Source organism: Amycolatopsis granulosa (assembly GCF_011758745.1).
Classification (GTDB): domain Bacteria; phylum Actinomycetota; class Actinomycetes; order Mycobacteriales; family Pseudonocardiaceae; genus Amycolatopsis_E; species Amycolatopsis_E granulosa.
Map to the genome: position 1 here is coordinate 4,621,024 of NZ_JAANOV010000001.1, position 23,294 is coordinate 4,644,317.

Sequence of the window (23,294 nt, forward strand, 5' to 3'; positions counted from 1 at the left end):
CTTAGGAGGCGGCACCGGAGGCGCGCACCTCATTAAGGGGCGGCTCGCCGGACAGCACCGCCGCCACGTTGCGCGCCGCGAGCAGGGCCATCTCGGTCCGGGTCTCCACGGTCGCCGAGCCCAGGTGCGGCGTGACGACCACGTTGTCCATCTCCAGCAGCCGCGGCTCGACCTCCGGCTCCTTCTCGAACACGTCCAGCCCGGCGCCGGCGATCTCGCGGCGCAGCAGCGCGTCGGCCAGCGCGGCCTCGTCCACGACCGGTCCGCGGGTGGTGTTGATCAGGAACGCGGTGTGCTTCATCGCGCCGAGGGCCTCGGCGTCGATGAGGTGCCGCGTCTCGGGGGTGAGCGGGCAGTGCAGCGAGACGACGTCCGCGGTGGTGAGCAGGTCGCGGAACGGGAGGCGTTCGGCGTGCAGGGCCGATTCCACCTCCGGCCGCGCGCGGGACCGTCCGTTGTAGACGATCCGCATGCCGAACGCCCGGGCGCGGTGGGCCACCGCCTGGCCGATCTGCCCCAGTCCGACCACGCCGAGGGTCTTGCCCTGCAGTCCGGCGCCGAGCATGAACCCGAGGTGGAACGACCACGGCCGGCGCGCCCGCAGCAGTCGTTCGCCCTCGCCGATCCGCCGGGTCACCGCGAGCAGCAGGGCGAACGCGAGGTCCGCGGTGGCGTCGGTGAGCACGCCCGGCGTGTTGGTGACAGCGGCTCCCCGCCCGGCCAGCGCCGGCACGTCGATGTTGTCGTAGCCGACCGCGACGTTGGCCACGACCTTCAGCTGTGGGCCGGCCGCCTCGGCGACGGTGCCGTCGATGCGGTCGTGCAGCATGCTGACCACCGCGTCCGCGCCGCGCACGGCCTCGCGCAGCTCGTCGGGCGTCAGCGGGCGGTCCTCGCCGGACACCCACACCTCGCCGGCTTCGCGCAGCACCACCAGTGCCGCCTCCGGAATCTGCCGCGTCACCACGATTCGCATGGCCCCACTGTCGCAGCCCCGGGGGCGGGCGGCGACCGCTACCGCGGGTCCATCCCGCCCGGGCCGCCCTCGCCCTCGGGCTCGGCCTCGTCGGTGCCGGCCTGGGGGTCCTGATCGCGGTAGGTGGGTTCGCTGTGCTCACCGCCGATGTCCGCGTCCTGCTGCTCGCTCTCGGCCGTGACGGGATCTATCTCCGGTCCGCTCATGCCTCCACTCTTCCTTGCGCCGCCCCGGTCGGCCAGCTATGTTCATATTAAGAACTTCTGTGCGTAATGCGAACAACTCGAGTGAACGAGAGCAGCGCAATGGCCGAGACAACGTCGCTCCGTGATGCCGTCGCCCAGCTGGTGCACGACGGGGACACGGTCGCCCTCGAAGGGTTCACCCATCTGATTCCGCACGCCGCGGGCCAGGAGATCATCCGCCAGCGGCGCCGGGACCTCACGCTGGTCCGGATGACCCCGGACATCGTCTACGACCAGCTCATCGGTGCCGGGTGCGCCAAGAAGCTGATCTTCTCCTGGGGCGGCAACCCCGGTGTGGGCTCGCTGCACCGCTTCCGCGACGCGGTGCAGAACTCCTGGCCGGTGCCGCTGGAGATCGAGGAGCACAGCCACGCCGGCATGGCCAACCGCTACGTCGCCGGTGCCTCCGGGCTGCCGTTCGCGGTCCTGCGCGGCTACCGCGGCACGGACCTGCCCCGGCACACGGACACCATCAAGACCATCACCTGCCCGTTCACCGGCGCGGAGCTGGCCGCGGTGCCCGCCCTCAACCCGGACGTCTCGATCATCCACGCGCAGCGCGCCGACCGCGCCGGCAACGTGCAGATGTGGGGCCTGGTCGGCGTGCAGAAGGAAGCGGTGCTCGCCGCGAAACGCAGCCTGGTCACCGTCGAGGAGATCGTCGACGAGCTGACCCCGGTGCCCGGTCAGGTCATCCTGCCCGCCTGGGCCGTCACCGCCGTCGCGGAGGTGCCCGGCGGGGCGCACCCGTCCTATGCCGCGGGGTATTCCGAGCGCGACAACGACTATTACGCGTATTGGGATTCCATTGGGCGGGAGAGGGACTCGTTCCAGCGGTGGCTGGACGAGAAGGTGTTCAGCCAGGAGGTGGCGAAGTGACCGCGACGGACGAGCGGGCGTACACGTCCGACGAGATGATGTCGGTGGCCGCGGCCCGCGCCCTGTCCGGCGGCCAGCGCGTGTTCGTCGGTATCGGCCTGCCCTCCACCGCCGCCAACCTCGCCCGCCGCACGCACGCCGCGGACCTCGTGCTCGTCTACGAGTCCGGCACCCTCGGCTCCAAGCCCACCCGGCTGCCCGCCTCCATCGGTGACGGCATCCTCGCCGACACCGCGGACGCCGTCATCAGCGTCCCCGAGGTGTTCAACTACTGGCTGCAACCCGGCCGCATCGACATCGGCTTCCTCGGCGCGGCCCAGCTGGACCGGTTCGGCAACATCAACACCACCGTCATCGGCCCCGACTACGCCAGCCCGAAGGTGCGGCTGCCCGGCGCGGGTGGTGCGCCGGAGATCGCCGCCAACTGCCGGGAGGTCTACGTCGTGGTGCGGCAGAGCAGGCGCAGCTTCGTCGAGCAGGTCGACTTCATCACCTCCTTCGGCCACGGCCGCGGCAAGGGCGACCGGGAGAAACTGGGCCTGCCCGGGGCCGGCCCGACGCTGGTGATCACCGACCTGGGTGTGCTGCGTCCCGACCCGGGGACCGCCGAGCTCGTGCTGACCCAGATCCACGAGGGCGTCACGGTCGAGCAGGTCAGGGAGGCGACCGGCTGGGACCTGACCGTCGCGCCGGAACTGACGACCACGCCTCCGCCCACCGAGGCCGAGCTGACGGCACTACGCGAACTGAAGGCGGCACGGTGACGTCGGAAAACAGGGTGACACCGAACAACACGACCGGCGCTTTCGTCCTCGACGCCGTCCGGACCCCGTTCGGCCGGTACGGGGGCGCGCTCGCCGGGGTCCGTCCGGACGACCTCGCCGCGCACGTGCTGCGTGCGCTCGCCGCCCGCACCGGCTTCGATCCGGGCACGGTCGACGAGGTCGTGCTCGGCGACGCGAACCAGGCCGGCGAGGACAACCGCAACGTGGCGCGCATGGCGGCGCTGCTCGCGGGCTGGCCGACCTCGGTGCCCGGCACCACGGTGAACCGGCTGTGCGGGTCCGGCCTGGACGCGGTGATGCAGGCCAGCCGCACCATCACGACCGGCGACGCGTCCCTGGTCGTCGCCGGTGGGGTGGAGTCGATGAGCCGGGCACCGCTGATCCTGCTCAAGGCGGAGAAGCCGTACGCCGCCGCGAACCAGACGTTGCACTCGAGCACGCTCGGCTGGCGGATGGTCAACCCGGAGATGCCCGGGCAGTGGACGATCTCGCTGGGGGAGAGCACCGAGCGGCTGGCGGAGAAGTACGGCATCACCCGTGCCGCTCAGGACGAGTTCGCCCTGCGCAGCCACCGCAACGCGGCGAAGGCGTGGGACTCCGGCTTCTACGACGACCACGTCGTCCCCGTGCCCGGCACCGGCCTCACCCGCGACGAGGGCATCCGCCCCGACTCGACACCGGAGAAGCTCGCCGCGCTCCGGCCCGCTTTCCGCGCGGAGGGCACCATCACCGCCGGCAACGCCTCGCCGCTCAACGACGGCGCCTCCGCCGTCCTGCTCGGCGACCAGGCCGCGGCGGACCGGCTCGGCATCACGCCGCTGGCGCGCATCGCCGGGCGCGGCGCGGCCGGCGTGGATCCGGACGTCTTCGGCATCGGCCCGGTGCGCGCGGCGGAGATCGCGCTGGAGCGGGCCGGGATCGGCTGGGACCAGCTGGCCGCGGTCGAGCTGAACGAGGCGTTCGCCGCGCAGTGCCTGGCCTGCTTCGCCGACTGGCCCGAGCTCGACCCGTCGATCGTGAACGTCAACGGCGGCGCGATCGCGATCGGCCATCCGCTGGGCGCCTCCGGTGGCCGGGTTCTCGCGTCGCTGGCCCACGAGCTGCGCCGCCGCGGCGGCGGTTACGGCCTGGCGGCCCTCTGCATCGGCGTGGGCCAGGGGCTCGCGGTCGTGCTGGAAGCGTGAGGAGAAAGGAAGACCGTGTCATGGCAGCACCGACGGGCGACAAGCTGATCCTGCCGCGTTACCGGCGGGACCCAGCGGGCACGCACCCGCCGCTGGACTCGCCGGGGTACCGGTCGACGGCGCTGCGGCACCCGAAACAGCCGCTCGTGCTGCTGCCGCAGATGCTCACCGAGGTGACCGGCCCGCTGCTCGGCCCGGGCCGGATCGGCGAGCTCGACAACGACCTGACCCGCCGGCACGCCGAGGAGCCGCAGGGTCAGCGGATCCTGGTGCACGGCCGCCTGCTGGACGGCGACGGCCGCGGCATCCCGGACTCGCTCATCGAGATCTGGCAGGCCAACGCGGGCGGCCGCTACCGGCACATCGGCGACAACTGGCCGGCGCCGCTGGACCCGAACTTCGACGGCGTCGGCCGCACCGTCACCGATGCCGACGGCCGGTACGAGTTCACCACCATCAAGCCGGGTGCCTACCCGTGGAAGAACCACGACAACGCCTGGCGGCCCGCGCACATCCACTTCTCGGTGTTCGGCCAGGCGTTCACGCAGCGCCTGGTGACGCAGATGTACTTCCCGGACGACCCGCTGTTCTTCCAGGACCCGATCTTCAACTCGATCCCGGACGAGAAGGCGCGGCAGCGGATGATCTCCCGCTTCGACTACCGCCGCACCACCGACCACTGGGCACTGGCCTTCGAGTTCGACATCGTGGTCCGCGGCCGTGAGCAGTCCGTCTTCGAGAACGAGGAAGAGGAAGAATGAGCACCCCGTCGCAGACCGTGGGCCCCTACCTCGCGATCGGCCTGCCCTGGGCGGACGGTCCCACCGTGGTGCCCGAGGGCACCCCGGGCGCGGTGTGGATCCGGGGCACCGTCACCGACGGCGCGGGCACCCCGATCCCGGACGCGATGATCGAGACCTGGCAGGCCGATCCGCGGGGCCGCTTCGACCACCCGGACGACCCGCGTGGCCGGGTGCCCGGGTTCCGCGGCTTCGGCCGGTGCCCGACCGAACCGGACGGCAGCTACGCGATCCTGACCCTGGTGCCGGGCGCGATCCCGGGCGAGAGCGGGTCGATGCAGGCACCGCACATCGACGTGTCGGTGTTCGCGCGCGGACTGCTCAACCGGGTCATCACCCGCATCTACTTCCCGGACCACGCCGAGTCCAACGCCGCCGACCCGGTGCTGAACTCGGTTCCCGCGGAGCGGCGCGGCACGCTGATCGCGGAGCGGACCGCGGACGGGTACCGCTTCGACGTGCGGTTGCAGGGCGTGGCTGAGACAGTGTTCTTCGATGTCTGAGCTGTTCGACCCGATGCTGGCCGCCGGACCGGTCCGCGCCGAGGTGTCCGACGCCGCGTGGTTGCGGGGTCTGCTCGACGCGGAGGCGGCGCTGGCCGCCGCGGAGGCGGACGCGGGCGTGATCCCGCGGGAGCACGCGGACCGGATCGCGGCGGTGGCCCGGGACGGCGGCTTCGACGCCGCCGCGATCGGGGAGAAGTCGGTGGGCGTGGGGAACCCGGCCGCGCCGCTGGTGCGGGAGCTGACCGCGCGGGTCGGCGGCGAGGCGGGCCGGGTGGTGCACCTCGGCGCGACCACTCAGGACATTGTGGACACCGCCGCGATGCTGGTGTCCCGGCGTGCCTCGGCGGTGCTGCTCGACGAGGCCGCGGCCTGTGCGGACCGGCTCGCGGAACTGACCCGGGAGCACGCCGGGACCGTCCAAGCGGGACGGACGCTGCTGCAGCAGGCGCTGCCGGTGACGTTCGGGTTCCAGACCGCCGGCTGGCTGTCCGGGCTCGACGCGGCGGCCGACCGGTTGCGCGCGCAGCGGTTCGCCGTGCAGCTGGGCGGTGCGACCGGCACGCTCGCGTCGCTCGGCGAGCGGGGCCCGGCGGTGCTGGCCGCGTTCGCGCGGCGCCTCGGGCTGGACGAACCGGTCCTGCCCTGGCACACCGAGCGCACCCGGATCGCCGAGCTGGCCGCCGCGCTCGGCGCACTGTCCGGAGTGGTCGCCGGGATATCGCGGTCGCTGGTGCTGCTGGCCCAGACCGAGGTCGCCGAGGTGGCCGAGGTGGCGGAGGGCAGCGGCGGTTCCTCGACGCTGCCGCACAAGCGCAACCCGGTCGCCGCGGTCGCCGCGAACGCTGCCGCCCAGCAGGCGCCGGGGCTGGTCGCGACCCTGCTCGGCGCGATGGCGCAGGAGCACCAGCGCGCCGCCGGATCGTGGCACGCCGAGTGGCGCCCGCTCACCGAACTGTTCCGCAGCACCGGATCCGCGGTGCACTGGCTGCGCACCAGCCTGGACCGTCTCCAGGTGGACGCGGACCGGATGCGGGCCAACCTGGACATCACCGGGGGCGCGCTGCTGTCCGAACGGGTCACCACCGCGCTGGCGGCCGAGGCCGGCCGGCTCGAAGCGCACGACGCGGTCAGCGCGTGCACCCGGCGCGCCCTGGCCGGCGAGGGTGCGCTGGCCGACCTGCTGGCCGGGGACCCGCTGGTGGGCAAGCACCTCACCCGCGCGGGCATCGAAGAGCTGCTCGACCCCGCGGGCTACCTGGGGAGCGCGCGCGTGTTCACCGAACGGGTGCTGGCCGCACACGAGAAACGGAAGGAAACGCGGTGAGGGTCCACCACGACATCGCGGGCGGCGGTGACTCCGGTGAGGTCGTCGTCCTCAGCAACTCCATCGGCAGCAACCTGCGCATGTGGGACCCGCAGGTGAAACCATTGACCGACAACGGGTTCCGCGTCGTCCGCTACGACACGCGCGGGCACGGGAACTCGCCGGTGCCGCCCGGCCCGTACTCCATCGCCGATCTCGGCGGCGACGTCGTCGAGCTGCTCGACACGCTCGGCGTGGCCTCCGCGCACTTCGTCGGCCTGTCGCTGGGCGGCATGACCGGCGCCTGGCTCGGGCAGCACGTACCGTCGCGGATCCGGTCGCTGACCCTGGCGTTCTCCTCGGCCCGGCCGGGCAACGCCGACATGTGGACGCAGCGCGCGCGGCAGGTGCGGGCCGAGGGCATGGCGCGCATCGCCGAGGGCAGCATCGGCCGGTGGTTCACGCCGGGCTGGATCGCCGCGCACCCGCAACGGGCCGCGGAACTGCGGCGGATGACCGAGACCACCCCGGCCGAGGGGTACGCGTCGTGCTGCGAAGCGATCGCCGGGCTCGACCTGACCGCCGGGCTGGGCAGGATCGGCGTGCCGACCCTGGTGATCTCCGGCGCCGACGACGCCGCCCTGCCGCCGTCGCACGGCCGGCTGATCGCCGAGGGCATCCCGGGCGCGCGCTTCGAGGTCCTCGCCCACGCGGCGCACCTCGGCAGCTACGAGCAGGCGGAGAAGTTCACCGAGCTGCTGCTGGAGCACCTGAAGGGGGCGCGATGAGCGACGAGCTGTACGAGGCGGGCATGCGGGTCCGGCGCGAGGTGCTGGGGGACGCGCACGTCGATCGCGCGGCCGGCAACGCCACCGACTTCACCCGCAAGTTCCAGGACTACATCACGCGTGCCGCGTGGGGCTCGATCTGGACCCGCGAGGGCCTGGACCGCAAGACGCGCAGCTGCATCACGCTGGCCGTGCTGACCGCGCTGCACTGCCACGGCGAGATCGCCATGCACGTCCGCGCGGCGATCGGCAACGGCCTGACCGCGGACGAGATCGGCGAGGTGCTGCTGCACGCGGGCGTGTACGCGGGCGTCCCGGCGGCCAACGAGGCGTTCGCGATCGCGCAGCGGACCCTGGCCGAGATGGGCGAACCCACCGCCCAGCCGCGCGACCGGTAACCCCACCCGCACCCTCGACGCAGGCGCTTCGCACCACGTTAGATTGGCGAGCATGGTGGAACCGACCGAGCGCGGCGCGCACCACGTCCAGTCGCTGGAACGCGGGCTGGCCGTGATCCGCGCGTTCGGTGCCGGCGCACCGGAGCTGACGCTGTCCGACGTGGCCCGCTCGACCGGGCTCACCCGTGCGGCGGCCCGCCGGTTCCTGCTGACGCTGGCCGACCTCGGCTACGTGCGCACCGACGGCAAGCACTTCTCGCTGACCGCACGCGTACTGGAACTCGGGTACGCGTTCCTGTCCAGCATGACGCTGCCCGAGGTCGCGCAGCCGCACCTGGAGCGCCTGTCGGCGGAGGTGCGCGAGTCCAGCTCGGTGTCGGTGCTCGACGGGGCCGACATCGTCTACGTCGCGCGGGTCGCGGTGTCCCGGATCATGACGGTGAGCATCAACGTGGGCACCCGGTTCCCCGCCTACGCCACGTCGATGGGGCACGTGCTGCTCGCCGGTCTCGGCGAGGAGGGCTTCGCGGCGTACCTGGAGCAGGCGAACCTGGAGCGGCTCACCTCGCACACGCTGACCTCTCCGGCGGCGCTGCGAGTGGAGCTGGCCGCGGTCCGGCAGCAGGGGTGGGCGCTGGTCGACCAGGAGCTGGAGGAGGGCCTGCGGTCGGTGGCGGCGCCGATCCGGGACCGGCACGGCACCGTCGTCGCCGCGGTGAACGTGTCCACGCACGCCAGCCGGACGCCGCGCGAGACGGTGGTCGAGGAGATGGTGCCGCCGTTGCTGGCCGCCGCGAAGCGCATCGAGGACGACCTGGCCGTCGCGCCCGCGCAGGCCCGCCGTGGCTGAGTGTGCGGGTCTGCTGCTCGCGGCGGGTGCCGGGCGCCGGTTCGGCAAACCCAAGGCCCTGGTCGAGCTGGCCGGGGAGCCGTTGCTGCGCCGGGCGTTGCGGGTCCTGACCGACGGCGGGTGCGCGCCGATCCGCGTGGTGGTGGGCGCGCAGGCTGCGCAGGTGCGCGCCTTGCTGCCCGCTCCCGGGCTGGCGGTGGAATCGCCGGACTGGGCCCGCGGGATGGGGGCGTCGCTGCGCGCGGGTTTGCGGGCGTTGCCCGAGGCGGATGCGGTGCTGGTGCACCTGGTGGACCTGCCGGGCGTGGACGCGCGGATCGTGGCGCGGCTGCGTGCGCTGGCCGCACCCGAGGTGGTCGCCCGCGCCGCCTACGACGGGGTGCCCGGTCACCCGGTGCTGCTGGGCCGCCGCTGGTGGCGCGAGGTCGCGGACAGCGCCTCCGGCGACCGCGGCGCGCGTGACTGGCTGCGCGGCCGCCCCGACCTGCGGCTGGTGGAGTGCGCCGACCTGGGCGGCGGCGAGGACGTGGACACCCCGGCGGACCTGGCTCGTTAAGCGGCGACGACCACCCCGCCCACGCCGCTGCGGCCGACGGGTGTACCCACCAGATCGACGGTGACCCCGGAGCGGACGCCTTCGCCGCACACGGCGACGATCGCGCCGGTCACCTCCGTGACCAGCCGTGCGACGATTTCGTCCGCGTCCGGGCGGGCGAAGACGCTCTCCTTGATGCCGAAGGTGACGGTCGGCGCGGGCGACTCGGCCGGCTTGCCGCCGATGCCCCACCGGTTCGGCGGCAGGCCGATCAGCCGTACGTCCACCAGGTCACGTGCCCAGTCCCCGTACACCGCGACCACCGCGTCGGTCAGCGCTTCGATCAACGCCGTCTCGCGGCCGGTGAGGTCGCTTTCGAGGGCGTGGACGGTCAGGTGCGGCATGCCAACTCTCCTTGATGACAAATTTGATTTGCTATCAAAGGTAAAGGGCTCCGAGTGGTGTGTCAACCGCCCGCCGACCCCTTAGGGTGGAAGGGGTGAAGGTCAACTCACCCGAAGAGCTGGCGACGGAGCTGGACCGGGTCGGCTACCTCGCCGACGAGGGTGTCGCCACCGCCGCCTTCCTGGCGCTGCGCATGCAGCGCCCGCTGTTCTGCGAAGGCGAACCCGGCACGGGGAAGACCTCGCTGGCCGTGTCCCTGTCGGAGGCGCTCGGACTGCCGCTGGTGCGGTTGCAGTGCCACGAGGGCATCGACGCGGCGCAGGCGCTGTACGAATGGGACTTCCCGCGCCAGCTGCTGCACCTGCGTGCGCTGGAGGCGGGCAGCGAGCGGCTGGACGTCGACACCGCCGAGCAGTCGCTGTTCACCGAGCGGTTCCTGCTGGCCCGGCCGCTGCTGCGCGCGCTCAAGGAATCGCCGTGCGTCCTGCTGGTCGACGAGATCGACCGCGCCGACGACGAGTTCGAGGCATTCCTGCTGCAGCTGCTCGACGAGAACGCCGTCACGATCCCGGAGTTCGGCGAGATCCGCGCCGAACGCCCGCCGCTGGTGCTGCTGACCTCCAACCGCACCCGCGAGGTGCACGACGCGTTGAAACGGCGGTGCCTCTACCACTGGCTGGAGCACCCCGACCTGGCCCGTGAGGTCGCCATCCTGCGCCGCCGGCTGCCCGGGGTCGGTGAACGGCTCGCGACGCAGATCGCCGCGGCCGTCCGCCGGCTGCGTGAGCTGGAGCTGCTCAAGCCGCCGGGTATCGCCGAGTCGCTGGACTGGGCGCAGGCGCTGGTGACGCTGAACCGCTCCGAGCTGGACGCCGACATCGCCGCCCGCACGCTCGGGGCGGTCCTCAAGTACTCCGAGGATCTCGACCGCGTCCGCGCGAAGCTCGACGCGGTCCTCGCCTAGGCACCGTCGGCGATGCGGCGGCTGGACCACCAGCTCAGCGCACGCGGTGGGCGAGCAGGTAGGCCTGCGGAGTCCCCTCGTGCTCGAAGGCGGGCTGCCGGACCAGCCGTGCGGTCACGGAGATCCCCGCTTCCGCCAGCAGCTCCGTGACGCGGTCCGGCGGCAGCCGGTAGGCATCGAAGGAGACCGCGTGCCCGTAGGCCCGCTCGAAGCTCCGGCGCTCGTCGCCCACCTGGAAGGCCAGCATCAGGTGGCCGCCCGGCACCAGCACCCGCGCGAACTCCGCGAACACCTCCGGCAGCAGCTCGGGCGGGGTGTGGATGATCGAGTAAAAGGCGAGGATCCCGCCGAGGCTCCCGTCCGCCAGCGCGAGGTCCGCCATCGGGCCGACCTCGAACCGCAGGTGCGGGTAGCGCCGTCGCGCCTCGGCCACCATTCCGGGCGAGAGGTCGATACCGAAGACGGGGAGCCCCAGCGAGTCCAGATAGGTCGTCACCCGCCCCGTGCCGCAGCCGATGTCTGCCACCTGCCCGCCGCCCGCGCGCACGTACTCCGCGAAGAGCCCCAGCATGGCGCGGTCCTCGGGGGTCTGCTCCAGAAGCCCTTCGACGAGCCGGGCGTAGTCGGCGGCCACGGTGTCGTAGGCGGTTCGGGTCCGGTCGAGATGAGTCACCCGGCGACGGTATCGAGCACGGGGTAGTCGGTGTAGCCCGACTCACCGCCGGTGTACAGGAATTCCCTGTCGCGCAACGGGTTCAGCGGCGCACCGGCACGCAGCCGCGCCACCAGGTCCGGGTTGGCGAGGAACGCGCGCCCGAGCGCGACCAGGTCCGCGCCCGCCGCGAGCAGCCGCTCGCCCGCCCGCCTGCCGCCGTCCCCGGGAAGCGGGCCCGGCCACGGCAGCTTCGGGTTCGCGATCAGCACACCGGGCCACTCCGCGCGGAAGAACCCGTCCTCCGGATCGGCGAAGGCGACGTGCAGGTAGCCCAGCCCGTCGCCGGCCAGCTCGCCGAGGAGCGTGCGGTAGATGGCCCCAGTGTCGCCCTCCTCGATGCCGTTGGCCGTGTTTCCGGGCGAGATGCGCAGCCCGACGCGGCCGGCTCCGATCGCACCGGCCACCGCGCGCACGACCTCGACCACGAACCGGACCCGGTTGGCGACCGGTCCGCCGTAGGAGTCGGTCCGGTGGTTGGTGTTGTGCGCGAGGAACTGGTGCAGCAGATAGCCGTTCCCGCCGTGCACCTCGACACCGGCGAAGCCCGCGTCGATCGCGTTGCGCGCGGCGGCCGCGAAGTCCGCGATCGTCGCGGTGATCTCGCCGGTGGTCATCTCCCGCGGCGTCACGGTGGGCCGGTGGCCGTCGCGGGTGAAGATGGTGCCCGGCAAGGGGATCGGCGACGGCGCGACCGGATGCAGGCCGCTGTTGTCCGGATGTCCGATCCGCCCGCCGTGCTGCAGCTGCAGGAACATCCGCCCGCCTGCCGCGGCGGTGACCCGGCGCCAGCCGTCCACCTGTGCGGCCCGGTGGATGCCCGGGATGTTCGGGTAGGTCTGCCCCACCCGGTTCGGGGTGGTCGCCTCGGCGATGATCAGGCCGGCCGTCGTGCGCTGCCGGTAGTAGGTGGCCATGATCGGTTGCGGGACGCCGTCCGCGCTGGCGCGCGTGCGGGACATGGGTGCCATCACGAGGCGGTTGGGCAGGAGCAGCGAGCCGAGGCGGACCTGGTCGAACAGTGTGTTCGCCATGCGCCGAAGGTAAAACCTAGTATTCGTGCGAGGTTCAAGTCCGGAGGTGACGATGCGGATCGGCGAGCTGGCGCGGCGCACCGGTGTCAGCGAACACTCGCTGCGTTACTACGAGAAGCAGGGGCTGCTGACGGCCGAGCGCACCGCGGGCGGTCAGCGGGAGTTCGCCGAGGCCGCGGTCGACCGCGTCATCCGCATCCAGGAACTGTTCGCCGCCGGGTTGTGCAGCGCGAAGATCGCGCAGCTGCTGCCCTGCATGCATGACGGTGACCGCGGCCCGTCCCGGATCGCCGGCGCGAAGCTGGTGGCCGATCTGCGAGATGAGCGCGAGCGCATCGACCGGATGATCCGCGACCTGCTGCGCTCCCGCGAGGTCCTCGACGAGGTGATCGCCGCGGCCACGACCCGCTGACGCCGTTCCGGGGCGATCCCCCTCACATCGGATTTTCGCGTAACAATGGGCGGGTGAGCACCAGCGACCCGCTGCCGGGTTTCGTCGGTTTCGCGGCCGCGCTGCGCGTGGCCGGCGTCGCTTGCGGACCGCAGCGGGTGCAGGCGTACCTGGACGCGGTCGAACGGCTCGACGTCGGCGACGCCGACCAGCTGTACTGGGCGGGGCGGCTCACGCTGTGCTCCGAGCCGGACGACCTGATCCGCTACGACGACGCGTTCGCCCAGTGGTTCGCCGCCGCGCCACCGGAACCGCGGCCGGCCACGGTCCGCCGCGAGCAGCGGGCCCGCATCGCGGCCCTGGTCTCCCGGTCCGCGGGCGAGGGCGAGTCCGGCGCGGACGACGACGAGCTGCGGGTTGCCGCCACCGACGCCGAGGTGCTGCGCGAACGCGACCTCGCGGAGCTGACCAAGGCCGAACGGGAACACCTGCGGGAGCTGATGGCGGTGCTGCGGCCGCAGCCGCCGATGCGCAAGTCGCTGCGGGTCCGGCCGGCGCGGCGCGGATCGCTGGACGGCGGACGGACCCTGCGGGCGATGCTGGCCGGCGGCGGGGAACCGGTCCGGCTCGTGCACCGCGACCGCGCGACGCGGCCGCGCCGGGTGGTGCTGCTGCTCGACGTGTCCGGCTCGATGAGCCCGTACGCCGACGCGCTGCTGCGGTTCGCGCACGTGGTCGTCCGCCGCGCGCCCGCCGCGGTCGAGGTGTTCACCCTCGGCACGAGGCTGACCAGGGTGTCCCGGCAGCTGCGGCAGCGCGATCCGGAGCGCGCCATGCTCGCCGCCGGCAGCGCGGTGCCGGACTTCGCGGGCGGCACCCGGCTCGGCGAGACGCTGCGGATCTTCCTCGACCGCTGGGGGCAGCGCGGGCTGGCGCGCCGGTCGGTCGTCGTGGTGTTCTCCGACGGCTGGGAGCGCGGCGATCCGGCGCTGCTCGGCGAGCAGATGGCGCGGATGCGGCGTCTGGCGCACGCGGTGTTCTGGGTGAACCCGCACGCGGGACGCGAAGGCTACGCTCCGGTGCAGTCCGGCATCGCGGCCGCGCTCCCGCACGTCGACCGACTGCTGGCCGGCCACAGCCTGGCGACCCTGGAACGACTGCTGCAGGAGATCCGCGATGCATGACGTACTGGACGAGTTGTACAAGCGCTGGAGCGCGGGCGAGGCCGTCGGCGTGGGCACGGTGGTGGCCACGTTCTCGTCCGCGCCACGCGCGCCCGGCGCGGCGATGCTGGTCGGCGCGGACGGTTCCGCGACCGGCAGCGTGTCCGGCGGGTGCGTCGAAGGCGCGGTGTACGAGCTGGCGCAGCAGGTCGTCGCCGACGGCGAGCCGGTCCTGCAGCGCTACGGCGTCAGCGACGACGACGCATTCGCGGTGGGCCTGACCTGCGGCGGGATCATCGACATCTACGTGGAGCGGATCGACCGGCAGACCTTTCCCGAACTGGGCGACGTCGGCGATTCCGTCCACCGGGGCGAGCCGGTCGCGGTCGTCACGGTGATCGAGCACGAGGACCCGCGGCGGCGCGGGCGGCACATGATCGTATGGCCGGACCGCACGGCCGGCACGCTGGGCACGGACCGGATCGACGACGCCGTGGCCGACGACGCACGGGGCCTGCTCGCGGCCGGGCGCACCGGAACCCTGCACTACGGGCTCGAGGGCGAGCGGCGCGGCGAGGGCATGGCGGTGTTCGTCAACTCCTTCGAACCACAGCCGCGGATGCTGGTGTTCGGCGCGATCGACTTCGCCGCCGCGATGGCGCGCATGGGTTCCTACCTCGGCTACCACGTGACCGTGTGCGACGCGCGCCCGGTCTTCGCCACCGCCTCCCGCTTCCCGGAAGCGGACGAGGTGGTGGTGGACTGGCCGCACCGCTACCTGCAGGCGGAGGCCGCAGCCGGCCGGATCGACCGGCGGACGGTGATCGCGGTGCTCACCCACGACCCGAAGTTCGACGTGCCGTTGCTGGAGGTCGCGCTGCGGCTGGACGTCGGGTACATCGGCGCGATGGGTTCGCGGCGCACCCACGAGGACCGCCTCGCCCGGCTGGGTGAGGCCGGATTGTCGGAGGTGGAACTGTCGCGGTTGTCCTCCCCGATCGGACTCGATCTCGGGGCGCGGACGCCGGAGGAGACGGCGGTGTCGATCGCCGCGGAAATCATCGCGTTGCGGTGGGGCGGCGGCGGCCGGCGGCTCACCGAGCTGTCCGGACGCATTCACGGCTGAGCCCTCTCGTGCGTCCGCGACCGGTCACTTCGTGACAGCGGTTCCGCGGATGCGGTGATGGAGCAGGCAGTTCTCGCGCATCCGCGGGAGCCCGGTCCAAGCGTCACCCAACCAGGACTTGTCCGAACGGCACGGACGTAGCACGCTCGGTTGTGAAGCCGATCACCCAGCTCCCACCACTGGAGGCCTCATGCGCATCACCGTCACCGTGGACGGAACCAGCTACACCGACGAGGTCGAACCCCGCACGTTGCTCGTTCACTACCTGAGGGAGACGCTCGGGAAAATCGGCACCGTGGTCGGATGCGACACCAGCAACTGCGGTGCCTGCACCGTGCACCTCAACGGGCACAGCGTGAAGTCCTGCTCGGTCCTGGCCGTGCAGGCCGACGGCGCCGAGGTGACCACCATCGAGGGTCTGGCCCGCGACGGCCGGCTCCACCCCGTGCAGGAAGCGTTCCACGACAACCACGCGCTGCAGTGCGGGTTCTGCACACCGGGCATGATCATGCAGTCGATCGACCTGCTCGCCGACAACCCGGATCCGGACGAGCAAGCCGTGCGCGAGGGGCTCGAGGGCAACCTGTGCCGCTGCACGGGATACCAGAACATCGTCCGGGCCGTGCGGGACGCGGCACAGCGGATGAGCCCCGGAGCGGGTCCCGAGGCCGAGCGCGTGCAGGGTGACGACGTCACCCGCACCTCCGGCGCGTTCGCGGGCGGAGGCGAGTGACATGACGTCGACGATCGAACCCGAGGTCGGCAAGGCACGCACGCGCAAGGAGGACGCGCGGCTCATCACCGGCCGCACCCGCTGGACGGACAACATCACCCTGCCCGGCATGCTCCACGTGGCGATCCTGCGCAGTCCGTTCGCGCACGCCCGGATCAATTCCATCGACACGTCGGCGGCGCGGGACATGCCGGGCGTGGTGGCGGTCTACACGGCCCGCGACCTCGACCCGGACAGCGCGATCGGCATGCCCTGCGCGTGGCCGATCACGCCGGACATGAAGCAGCCGCGGCGGCCGGTGCTCGCCGCCGACCAGGTCAACTTCGCCGGCGAGGGTGTCGCCGTGGTGGTGGCCCGCAGCAAGGCGGAGGCCGCCGACGCGCTCGAGGCCATCGACGTGGACTACGAGGAACTGCCCGTGGTCCTCGGCCTGGAGAACGCCCTCGCCGAGGGCGCGCCGCTGGTCCACGAGGAGCTCGGCACCAACAAGCAGGCCACGTGGGTCTTCGACTCGGCCGAGGCAGGCACCGGGGAGAACGTCGAGGAGGCCATTTCGAGCGGCGAGGTGGTGCTCCGGCGCCGCTTCCGCCAGCAGCGGCTGGTGCCGGCGTTCATGGAACCGCGGTCGGTCGTGGTCGACCCGACCGGCACCCAGATCACCATGTGGTCGGCCACCCAGGTCCCGCACATCCTCAAGACGATGACCGCCCTGACGCTCGGCATCCCGGAGCACAAGCTGCGGGTCATCGCCCCGGACGTCGGCGGCGGGTTCGGTGGCAAGATCGCCGTGCTGCCCGAGGAGACCATGACGGTCCTCATCGCGCAGCGGCTCGGCAAGCCGGTCAAGTGGACCGAGACCCGCTCGGAGGCCATGCAGACCGCGCACCACGGCCGGGACCAGATCCAGGACATCACGATCAGCGCGACCCGCGACGGGAAGGTGACCGGTCTCAAGGTCGAGCTGATGGCCGACATGGGCGCCTACAACGGTCTGGTCGGCCCCGGCGTGCCGATCCTGGGCGCGTTCATGTTCAACGCGATCTACAAGGTCCCGGCGTACCACTTCGCCTGCACCAACGTGTTCACCAACACCACGCTCACCGACGCCTACCGGGGCGCCGGGCGGCCGGAGGCCACGTTCGCGATCGAGCGGATCATGGACGAGCTCGCCGCCGAGCTCGGCATGGACCCGCTGGAGCTGCGGGAGAAGAACTGGATCAAGCACGAGGAGTTCCCGTTCACCACGGTGTGCGGGCTGACCTACGACTCGGGCAACTACGAGGCCGCCACCGCGCGGGCCAAGGAGCTGTTCGACTACGACGGCCTGCGCCGCGAGCAGCGGGAACGCCGGGAGCGCAACGACCCGGTCCAGCTGGGCATCGGCATCTCCACGTTCACCGAGATGTGCGGTCTCGCCCCGTCGCGGGTGCTCGGCTCGCTCGACTACGGCGCGGGCGGCTGGGAGCACGCGGCGGTCCGGGTGCTGCCCACGGGCAAGGTCGAGGTCGTCACCGGTGCCTCGGCGCACGGGCAGGGGCATGAGACGGCGTGGAGCCAGATCGTCGCCGACCGGCTCGGGGTGGCGTTCGAGGACATCGAGGTCATCCACGGCGACACGCAGTCCTCGCACAAGGGCATGGACACCTACGGATCGCGGTCGCTGGCGGTCGGCGGCATCGCCGTGGTGAAGGCGGCCGAGAAGGTGGTGGACAAGGCGCGGGCGATCGCCGCGCACCTGCTCGAGTGCTCGCCGGACGACCTGGAGTTCGAGGGCGGCAAGTTCACCGTCCGCGGCACGGACACGTCCACGACCATCCAGGACGTCGCGTTCGCGACGTTCGCCGCGCACAACCTGCCCGAGGGCATGGAGCCGACGCTGGACTCCGAGGCCGTGTTCGACCCGGAGAACTTCTCGTTCCCGCACGGCACCCACCTCTGCGCGGCCGAGGTGGACACCGAGACCGGGCGGGTGCGGTTGCGCTCGTACGTCTGCGTGGACGACGTCGGCAAGGTGGTCAACCCGCTGATCGTGGAGGGGCAGGTGCACGGCGGTCTCGCCCAGGGCATCGCCCAGGCGCTCTACGAGGAGGCGGTGTTCGACGAGAGCGGCACGCTCACCACCGGCACGTTCGCCGACTACCTGCTGCCCTCGGCGGCCGACCTGCCGTCGTTCGTCACCGACCGCACGGAGACGGCGGCGACGTCGAATCCGCTGGGTGTGAAGGGCGTCGGCGAGGCCGGCACGATCGCGTCCACCCCGGCGGTGGTCAACGCGGTCGTGGACGCCGTGCGGCACTTCGGCGTCAACGACATCGAGATGCCGTGCTCGCCCATGCGGGTGTGGTCGGCGGTCCACCGCGGCCGGACCGACGCCGGTGGTGTCGGCTCGGAGGCCGGTGGCGGTCTGGGTTCCATCGACGCTTCGGGAGGTGCGCAGTGATCCCCGCTGCCTTCGACTACGTCGCTCCGTCCACTGTGGACGAGGCGGTGCAGGCGCTGGCCGCGGCCGGTGAGGACGCCAAGGTCCTGGCCGGCGGGCAGAGCCTGCTGCCGGTGCTTCGGATGCGGCTGGCCGCGCCGACGACACTCATCGACCTGGGCAAGATCTCCGAGCTGCGGGGTGTCCGCGACGACGGCGACGCGATCGTCATCGGGGCCATGACCACGCACTACGACGTGCAACGTGATCAGCTGATCGCCGAGCACGCCGCATTGCTGGCCAAGGCGACCGACACGGTGGCCGATCCGCAGGTGCGGCACCGCGGCACGTTCGGCGGCTCGATCGCCCACGCGGACCCGGCGGGTGACCTGCTGGCCCCCGCGCTCGCGCTGGACGCCGAGATGGTGATCGCGAGCAGCGGCGGACGGCGCACCGTGCCGGCGGCGGAGTTCTTCCAGGACTTCTTCACCACCGCCCTCGATCCGGCGGAGATCCTGGTCGAGGTCCGGGTGCCCAAGCACACCGGCTGGAAGGCTCACTACGAGAAGTTCAACCGGGTGGCGCAGGCGTGGTCGATGGTCGCCGTCGCGGCCACGGTCCGCACCGACGGCGACACGATCGCCGAGGCCCGGGTGGCGCTGACGAACATGGCGTCGGTGCCCGTGCGGGCCACCGCGGTCGAGCAGGCGCTGGTGGGCCAGTCCGCGTCGGACGAGACGATCCGCTCCGCGGCCGCGCACGCGGCGGAGGGAACCAGTCCCACCGCCGACGGCAACGCGGACGTCGAATACCGGCAAGAGCTGGCGAAGGTGCTGACGGGCCGCGCGGTGTCGGCGGCGCTGGCCGGGGTGTAGGCCGGGCAGGCCCGCGGCCGTCCCGCCGGGACGGCCACGGGCCTGGCACCGTGCTCGACGGGCGCCGATGCCGGTCCCGCGTACTCACCCCGCGCCGGTTCCGGCACTAAGGTGGTCCGAGGGACTCGAAGCTTTCTGGAGAAGGGAGGTCGGCCCGTGCGGCTCGACCATGAATTCACCGTTCCGGCCCCGCCCGCCGAGGTGTGGAAGGCGGTCACGGATCCGGAACGCGTTGCGCCCTGCATGCCCGGTGCCACCCTGACGAAGGTCGAGGGCGAGACGTTCACCGGGACGGTCAAGGTGAAGCTGGGCCCGATCTCCCTGCTGTACAAGGGTTCCGGCGAGTACCTGGAGACCGACGAACAGGCTCGCAAGATCGTGATCAAGGCGTCGGGCAAGGACTCCCGCGGAGCGGGCACGGCGGCCGCGACGGTCACGGTGACGTTGTCGGAGAACGACGGTGGCACGAAGGGCACGGTCGCCACCGATCTGAACGTCACGGGCCGGCCGGCGCAGTTCGGCCGCGGCATGATCTCCGAGGTCGGTGGCAAGATCCTGGACCAGTTCGCGGCGAACCTGGCGGACCGGCTCGGTACCGCGGAGAGCCCGGCCACGGAGGAGAAGCCGGCCGAGTCCGGGGTGACCACCGAGCCGGCGCCGGAGAAGCCGAAGCTCGAGTCGGTGAAGCCCCAGCCCCACGAAGCCGAGGCGATCGACCTCTTCGAGTACGCCGGCAGCTCCCTGACCAAGCGCCTGGCGCCGATCCTCGCCGGGGTCGCCGCGGTGCTCGGGGTGGTCGCGATCGTCCGCCTGCTCCGCCGCCGCTGACAACCGCCGCGGTCGGCAAAACCGGGTGGGTGCTGCGCTGACGGGCACACCGGAGCCCGGCCTCGGGCACCGCAACGAAAGCGTCCGCCGGCGGCCAGAAGGTGTCCGGGACACCGGCCGCATACGTCGACGGCGGTGGCGGAACACGGGTGCCCCCTCCACGATCGCCACCAGCCGCCGAACACGGCATCCGCGTCCACACCGGCCACCTGCCGCGGATGCCGGCTACCGGTGTGGAAGGGCAGGTCAGCCGCTGCCCATCGCGCCGCGGGGGTCGTGGGCCGCTGGCTGGGGGCGCTGGCCGGTGCATTACCGGCCGCGGCTCGCGCCGCCAGTGGCGCCGCTGACGCCACCACTACGGGCAGGAGCCGGCGTCGGCCCGCGTGCCCTCACACCGCCTGCCTGCACCACATGGGGCCAATTGCGCGGCGGTGTGCCCGGCGCCACCACCGGGAAGCGGCACGGTTCGGCGGCGGTTGTACCGGGTGTGCGCAGCGAAACGGACGTGGTGGTGATCGGCGCGGGGCAGGCCGGCTTGTCGTCCGCCTACTTCCTCCGCCGGTCGGGTCTGGAATTCGTCGTCCTCGACGGGAACTCCGGGCCGGGCGGTGCGTGGCAGCACCGGTGGCCCTCGCTGCGGCTGGACAAGGTCCACGGCTTCCACGACCTCCCCGGCATGGCCTTCCACGAGCAGGACGAGCACCGGATGGCGTCGGAGGTCGTGGCCGAGTACTTCGCGCGCTACGAGCGCACCTTCGACCTGCCGGTTCACCGCCCGGTCGAGGTGCTCGCCGTGCGGGATGCGGGTCCCCGCCTCCTCGTCGAGACCACCGGCGCTACCTGGGCCGCCCGCGCGGTCATCAACGCGACCGGCACGTGGACCCGCCCGTTCTGGCCGCACTACCCGGGGCAGGAAACCTTCACCGGCCGCCAGTTGCACACGGCCGACTACCGCACCGCCGAGGAGTTCCGCGGGCAGCACGTCCTGGTCGTGGGCGGCGGCACCTCGGCCGTGCAGCTGCTGATCGAGATCGCGGACTTCGCGAGAGGCACCACCTGGGTCACCCGCCGGCCGCCGGTGTTCCAGGACGTGGAGTTCAATCCGGAACTGGGCCGCGAGGCCGTTGCGAAGGTCGACCGCCGGGTCCGGGCCGGGCTGCCGCCGGCGAGCGTCGTGAGCGTCACCGGGCTCGTGCGCACCCCCCAGGTGCGCGACGCGCAGGCCCGCGGGATCCTCACCCGCAAGCCGATGTTCGACCGCATCACCCGGACGGGCGTGGTCTGGGCGGACGGCACCGAGCAGCGGGTGGACGTGATCCTCTGGGCCACCGGGTTCCGCGCCGCACTCGATCACCTGGCGCCGCTGCACCTGCGTGAACCCGGCGGCGGCATCCGCATGGACGGCACGCGCGTGGTCGCCGAACCGCGGCTGCACCTGGTGGGCTACGGCCCGTCCGCCAGCACGATCGGCGCGAACCGCGCCGGCCGCGCCGCCGTCCGCGAGATCCGGCAGCTCCTGACGACACGCCCGGCGCAGATCGCCGCGGCGAGCTGAGCGCACCGGCCCGCCGCGCGGCGCAGTGGCGTGCCACCGGGTGTCACGCGCCTGCGCCGCGGCGAACGGGGTACGGGCTTGTCAGTTGGGCAGTGCGAACACCCGCCGGGCGTTGCCGCTGAGGTACAGCTCCGTCGCCGCCGCTCCCAGGTCCAGGTCCGGCAGGCGCTTCAACGCGTCGGCCGGGGTCATCATCGGGTAGTTGCTGCCGAACAGGACGCGCTCCCGGCCGCGCCCGCGCATGAACTCCACCAGCTCCCCGGGCAGCCGGTGCACCGCGTACGCCGAGGTGTCCACGTGGAAGTTCGGGTACTTCGCGGCCAGGGACAGCACCTCCGCCATCCACGGGTAGCCCACGTGGCCGCCCACCACGGTCAGCTCGGGGAAGTCCAGCAGCACCTCGTCCAGGTACGGGATCGGCCGCCCCGGCTCGGACGGGCACAGCGGCCCGGTGTGGCCGATCTGCGTGCAGAACGGCACGTCCTCCTCCACGCACGTCACGTACACCGGGTAGTAGCGCCGGTCGTTCGGCGGCAGGTTCCACAGCCACGGCACCACCCGCACCCCGACGAAGCCGAGCCGTACGCACCGGCGGATTTCCCGCACCGCCCGCACCGGGTCGCGCAGATCCACCGACGCCACCCCGGCGAACCGGTCCGGGTGCGCGGACACGATCTCCGCCACCTCGTCGTTGGTGATCAGCGCCCCGTCCGGCCCGTGCCACGCGGACAGCAGCGCGACCCGCACGCCGGCCTCGTCCATCGCGTCGAGCGTGCCGGACAGCTGGGGCGCGCGGCGCGCCATGCCGGTCCACCGCACCAGCGTCTCCAGCCACGGCTGGTCCATGAACCGCTGGTTCGGCTGCTGCATCCACACGTCGATCACGTCAGCCATCGTTGGTCCCTTCATCGGTCGAAATCGTGCGGGCGATCCGGGCCACCAGGTCCACGGCGGACTCCGGTGGTGGCCGCCCCTGGGCCAGGTACCGCCGCACCACCGCGTACGGCAGGTCGATCAGCACGAGCAGAAGCTCGTCGGCACTCGATCCGGTTTGCGCGCGCAGCCGCCGCACCACGGTGCGCAGCACCTCGTCCAGCGCGGCATCGCACCGGGCGTCCTCGGCGCGGTCCTCGGCCGACCAGGAGCTCGCGCCGAGCAGCCGTTTTCCCGCGTACAGCACCTGGGCCTCCCCGGGCCGTTCCCGGCACCAGCGCACGGCCGCGGCCGCCGCGTCCAGGGGCCGTTCTCCGCCCAGTACCGCCAGGTAGTCGCGATGGAACCGCCGCACGGTGCGCAGCCACAACGCGGCTTGCAACGCCGGGCGTCCCGGGAAGCGGTGGTAGACCGATCCGCTCGGCGCGCCCGCCTCCCGCGCCACCGCCGACATGGTGACCGCTTCCGGCCCGCCCGCGGCGAACAGCCGGACGGCGGCGTCCAGCAGCTCGTCGGCGGAATGCCGTGGTGGTCGGCCCATGTTTGTGGAGACTACCCTCTAAAACCAGAGCTCGGCAGCCCCCGCGCATCTCGACGGTTGCCCACGACGCAGGGCGCGCTCGTCCCGTCCACGCTGCGGTGTTCATCACGGCTTCGCGTTTCCGGTGGACGGCGGCATCCCGGCCGCGTACGTTACGCCGCTGTAGACTGAAGCCGGACAACTGAACATCAGGCCGTCACGAGCCGGAGCGGGAGAGTCCCCAGGTCACTGGGGCACCGAAGGAGCAACTTCCCCGTCAATCTCTCAGGTACCAGTTACCGCTCCGCGCCAGGCCACTCTGGAAAGCAGGCGCGCGCATCGCGCCTCACCCAAGGTGAAAGCCGCGAGCGCGGTGAAACTCTCAGG

26 protein-coding genes and 1 riboswitch are annotated in these 23,294 nt (G+C 72.4%); of the genes, 19 read left to right on the plus strand and 7 right to left on the minus strand.

All coding sequences use genetic code 11. The annotated features are described in order from the left end of the window. Position 1: 1 nt before the first annotated feature. On the minus strand, positions 2 to 976 hold the full coding sequence (locus FHX45_RS22685) for a 2-hydroxyacid dehydrogenase (RefSeq protein WP_167105543.1): 975 nt from the start codon (positions 974 to 976) through the stop codon (positions 2 to 4). 38 nt (positions 977 to 1,014) lie between these two features. Further along, positions 1,015 to 1,182, minus strand: a complete 168-nt coding sequence (locus tag FHX45_RS22690) for a hypothetical protein (protein ID WP_167105546.1) — start codon at positions 1,180 to 1,182, stop codon at positions 1,015 to 1,017. Between the two features lie 99 nt (positions 1,183 to 1,281). Between FHX45_RS22690 and FHX45_RS22695 the strand changes: the two genes are divergently transcribed. Genes FHX45_RS22695 through FHX45_RS22740 form a run of 10 tightly spaced genes read left to right on the plus strand, consistent with a single transcriptional unit; the run spans position 1,282 to position 9,270 of the window. Then, positions 1,282 to 2,100 (plus strand): CoA transferase subunit A, encoded by an 819-nt coding sequence (locus FHX45_RS22695; RefSeq protein ID WP_167105549.1) that lies wholly within the window; start codon positions 1,282 to 1,284, stop codon positions 2,098 to 2,100. Positions 2,101 to 2,135: 35 nt separating this feature from the next. Next, positions 2,136 to 2,864, plus strand: coding sequence for a CoA-transferase subunit beta (locus FHX45_RS22700; protein WP_167109344.1), 729 nt, complete (start codon positions 2,136 to 2,138; stop codon positions 2,862 to 2,864). 14 nt (positions 2,865 to 2,878) lie between these two features. Beyond that, on the plus strand, positions 2,879 to 4,069 hold the full coding sequence (locus tag FHX45_RS22705; protein WP_167105552.1) for an acetyl-CoA C-acyltransferase: 1,191 nt from the start codon (positions 2,879 to 2,881) through the stop codon (positions 4,067 to 4,069). Positions 4,070 to 4,089: 20 nt separating this feature from the next. Then, positions 4,090 to 4,830 carry a protocatechuate 3,4-dioxygenase subunit beta gene (pcaH, locus tag FHX45_RS22710; RefSeq protein WP_167105555.1) on the plus strand — a complete coding sequence of 247 codons (741 nt, stop codon included), beginning with the start codon at positions 4,090 to 4,092 and terminating at the stop codon, positions 4,828 to 4,830. Beyond that, positions 4,827 to 5,372: a protocatechuate 3,4-dioxygenase subunit alpha gene (gene pcaG / locus FHX45_RS22715; protein ID WP_167105558.1), complete on the plus strand. Its 546-nt coding sequence runs from the start codon at positions 4,827 to 4,829 to the stop codon at positions 5,370 to 5,372. The genes pcaH and pcaG overlap by 4 nt, the downstream gene beginning before the upstream one ends. Then, positions 5,365 to 6,699 carry a 3-carboxy-cis,cis-muconate cycloisomerase gene (pcaB, locus tag FHX45_RS22720; RefSeq protein WP_167105561.1) on the plus strand — a complete coding sequence of 445 codons (1,335 nt, stop codon included), beginning with the start codon at positions 5,365 to 5,367 and terminating at the stop codon, positions 6,697 to 6,699. The genes pcaG and pcaB overlap by 8 nt, the downstream gene beginning before the upstream one ends. After that, positions 6,696 to 7,466, plus strand: a complete 771-nt coding sequence (gene pcaD / locus FHX45_RS22725; protein ID WP_167105564.1) for a 3-oxoadipate enol-lactonase — start codon at positions 6,696 to 6,698, stop codon at positions 7,464 to 7,466. The genes pcaB and pcaD overlap by 4 nt, the downstream gene beginning before the upstream one ends. Continuing rightward, on the plus strand, positions 7,463 to 7,864 hold the full coding sequence (gene pcaC / locus FHX45_RS22730; protein ID WP_167105567.1) for a 4-carboxymuconolactone decarboxylase: 402 nt from the start codon (positions 7,463 to 7,465) through the stop codon (positions 7,862 to 7,864). Before pcaD ends, pcaC begins: the two co-directional genes overlap by 4 nt. Positions 7,865 to 7,916: 52 nt before the next feature. Continuing rightward, positions 7,917 to 8,714 carry an IclR family transcriptional regulator domain-containing protein gene (locus tag FHX45_RS22735; protein WP_167105570.1) on the plus strand — a complete coding sequence of 266 codons (798 nt, stop codon included), beginning with the start codon at positions 7,917 to 7,919 and terminating at the stop codon, positions 8,712 to 8,714. Further along, a complete protein-coding gene (locus FHX45_RS22740) occupies positions 8,707 to 9,270 on the plus strand; it encodes an NTP transferase domain-containing protein (protein WP_167105573.1) in 564 nt (187 codons plus the stop codon). Before FHX45_RS22735 ends, FHX45_RS22740 begins: the two co-directional genes overlap by 8 nt. Here the strand turns inward: FHX45_RS22740 and FHX45_RS22745 are convergent. Beyond that, a complete protein-coding gene (locus FHX45_RS22745; RefSeq protein WP_167105576.1) occupies positions 9,267 to 9,653 on the minus strand; it encodes a tautomerase family protein in 387 nt (128 codons plus the stop codon). The genes FHX45_RS22740 and FHX45_RS22745 overlap by 4 nt on opposite strands. 95 nt (positions 9,654 to 9,748) lie before the next feature. Between FHX45_RS22745 and FHX45_RS22750 the strand changes: the two genes are divergently transcribed. Then, entirely contained in the window at positions 9,749 to 10,618 is an 870-nt protein-coding gene (locus FHX45_RS22750) for an AAA family ATPase (RefSeq protein WP_167105579.1), read from the plus strand. 34 nt (positions 10,619 to 10,652) lie between these two features. On the opposite strand, the gene FHX45_RS22755 is transcribed toward FHX45_RS22750, so the two are convergent. Beyond that, the gene (locus FHX45_RS22755; RefSeq protein WP_167105582.1) at positions 10,653 to 11,291 is read right to left on the minus strand and encodes a methyltransferase domain-containing protein; all 639 of its coding nucleotides are present in this window, start codon (positions 11,289 to 11,291) and stop codon (positions 10,653 to 10,655) included. Then, on the minus strand, positions 11,288 to 12,364 hold the full coding sequence (locus tag FHX45_RS22760; RefSeq protein WP_167105585.1) for an oxidoreductase: 1,077 nt from the start codon (positions 12,362 to 12,364) through the stop codon (positions 11,288 to 11,290). Before FHX45_RS22760 ends, FHX45_RS22755 begins: the two co-directional genes overlap by 4 nt. Before the next feature lie 25 nt (positions 12,365 to 12,389). Between FHX45_RS22760 and FHX45_RS22765 the strand changes: the two genes are divergently transcribed. The 8 genes from FHX45_RS22765 (at position 12,390) to FHX45_RS22800 (ending at position 21,454) form a co-directional block, all read left to right on the plus strand. Beyond that, positions 12,390 to 12,776: a MerR family transcriptional regulator gene (locus FHX45_RS22765; protein WP_341771574.1), complete on the plus strand. Its 387-nt coding sequence runs from the start codon at positions 12,390 to 12,392 to the stop codon at positions 12,774 to 12,776. Positions 12,777 to 12,829: 53 nt separating this feature from the next. Then, positions 12,830 to 13,939 (plus strand): VWA domain-containing protein, encoded by a 1,110-nt coding sequence (locus FHX45_RS22770; protein WP_167105588.1) that lies wholly within the window; start codon positions 12,830 to 12,832, stop codon positions 13,937 to 13,939. Continuing rightward, the gene (locus FHX45_RS22775; protein WP_167105591.1) at positions 13,932 to 15,044 is read left to right on the plus strand and encodes an XdhC family protein; all 1,113 of its coding nucleotides are present in this window, start codon (positions 13,932 to 13,934) and stop codon (positions 15,042 to 15,044) included. The genes FHX45_RS22770 and FHX45_RS22775 overlap by 8 nt, the downstream gene beginning before the upstream one ends. A gap of 190 nt (positions 15,045 to 15,234) precedes the next feature. Beyond that, positions 15,235 to 15,777, plus strand: a complete 543-nt coding sequence (locus FHX45_RS22780; RefSeq protein ID WP_167105594.1) for a (2Fe-2S)-binding protein — start codon at positions 15,235 to 15,237, stop codon at positions 15,775 to 15,777. A 1-nt stretch (position 15,778) separates the two neighbouring features. Then, entirely contained in the window at positions 15,779 to 18,217 is a 2,439-nt protein-coding gene (locus tag FHX45_RS22785) for a xanthine dehydrogenase family protein molybdopterin-binding subunit (RefSeq protein ID WP_167105597.1), read from the plus strand. After that, positions 18,214 to 19,071, plus strand: coding sequence for an FAD binding domain-containing protein (locus FHX45_RS22790; RefSeq protein ID WP_167105600.1), 858 nt, complete (start codon positions 18,214 to 18,216; stop codon positions 19,069 to 19,071). Before FHX45_RS22785 ends, FHX45_RS22790 begins: the two co-directional genes overlap by 4 nt. 156 nt (positions 19,072 to 19,227) lie before the next feature. Beyond that, positions 19,228 to 19,899 (plus strand): SRPBCC domain-containing protein, encoded by a 672-nt coding sequence (locus tag FHX45_RS22795; RefSeq protein WP_167105604.1) that lies wholly within the window; start codon positions 19,228 to 19,230, stop codon positions 19,897 to 19,899. A gap of 487 nt (positions 19,900 to 20,386) precedes the next feature. Next, positions 20,387 to 21,454: an FAD-dependent oxidoreductase gene (locus FHX45_RS22800; RefSeq protein WP_167105607.1), complete on the plus strand. Its 1,068-nt coding sequence runs from the start codon at positions 20,387 to 20,389 to the stop codon at positions 21,452 to 21,454. Positions 21,455 to 21,535: 81 nt separating this feature from the next. On the opposite strand, the gene FHX45_RS22805 is transcribed toward FHX45_RS22800, so the two are convergent. Both FHX45_RS22805 and FHX45_RS22810 read right to left on the minus strand, forming a co-directional pair. Beyond that, positions 21,536 to 22,348: an amidohydrolase family protein gene (locus tag FHX45_RS22805; RefSeq protein WP_167105610.1), complete on the minus strand. Its 813-nt coding sequence runs from the start codon at positions 22,346 to 22,348 to the stop codon at positions 21,536 to 21,538. Next, positions 22,341 to 22,928, minus strand: a complete 588-nt coding sequence (locus FHX45_RS22810; protein WP_167105613.1) for a TetR/AcrR family transcriptional regulator — start codon at positions 22,926 to 22,928, stop codon at positions 22,341 to 22,343. The genes FHX45_RS22805 and FHX45_RS22810 overlap by 8 nt, the downstream gene beginning before the upstream one ends. 199 nt (positions 22,929 to 23,127) lie before the next feature. Continuing rightward, positions 23,128 to 23,219: riboswitch (glycine riboswitch) on the plus strand. Positions 23,220 to 23,294: the final 75 nt, after the last annotated feature.

Coding starts and splice junctions, on each gene's coding strand:
- pcaG (WP_167105558.1), top strand. CDS start 4,827: ATGAGCACCCCGTCGCAGACCGTGGGCCCCTACCTCGCGATCGGCCTG.
- FHX45_RS22785 (WP_167105597.1), top strand. CDS start 15,779: ATGACGTCGACGATCGAACCCGAGGTCGGCAAGGCACGCACGCGCAAG.
- FHX45_RS22695 (WP_167105549.1), top strand. CDS start 1,282: ATGGCCGAGACAACGTCGCTCCGTGATGCCGTCGCCCAGCTGGTGCAC.
- FHX45_RS22745 (WP_167105576.1), bottom strand. CDS start 9,653: ATGCCGCACCTGACCGTCCACGCCCTCGAAAGCGACCTCACCGGCCGC.
- pcaC (WP_167105567.1), top strand. CDS start 7,463: ATGAGCGACGAGCTGTACGAGGCGGGCATGCGGGTCCGGCGCGAGGTG.
- pcaH (WP_167105555.1), top strand. CDS start 4,090: ATGGCAGCACCGACGGGCGACAAGCTGATCCTGCCGCGTTACCGGCGG.
- FHX45_RS22810 (WP_167105613.1), bottom strand. CDS start 22,928: ATGGGCCGACCACCACGGCATTCCGCCGACGAGCTGCTGGACGCCGCC.
- FHX45_RS22760 (WP_167105585.1), bottom strand. CDS start 12,364: ATGGCGAACACACTGTTCGACCAGGTCCGCCTCGGCTCGCTGCTCCTG.
- FHX45_RS22735 (WP_167105570.1), top strand. CDS start 7,917: ATGGTGGAACCGACCGAGCGCGGCGCGCACCACGTCCAGTCGCTGGAA.
- FHX45_RS22775 (WP_167105591.1), top strand. CDS start 13,932: ATGCATGACGTACTGGACGAGTTGTACAAGCGCTGGAGCGCGGGCGAG.
- FHX45_RS22805 (WP_167105610.1), bottom strand. CDS start 22,348: ATGGCTGACGTGATCGACGTGTGGATGCAGCAGCCGAACCAGCGGTTC.
- FHX45_RS22780 (WP_167105594.1), top strand. CDS start 15,235: ATGCGCATCACCGTCACCGTGGACGGAACCAGCTACACCGACGAGGTC.
- pcaB (WP_167105561.1), top strand. CDS start 5,365: ATGTCTGAGCTGTTCGACCCGATGCTGGCCGCCGGACCGGTCCGCGCC.
- FHX45_RS22700 (WP_167109344.1), top strand. CDS start 2,136: ATGATGTCGGTGGCCGCGGCCCGCGCCCTGTCCGGCGGCCAGCGCGTG.
- FHX45_RS22690 (WP_167105546.1), bottom strand. CDS start 1,182: ATGAGCGGACCGGAGATAGATCCCGTCACGGCCGAGAGCGAGCAGCAG.
- FHX45_RS22685 (WP_167105543.1), bottom strand. CDS start 976: ATGCGAATCGTGGTGACGCGGCAGATTCCGGAGGCGGCACTGGTGGTG.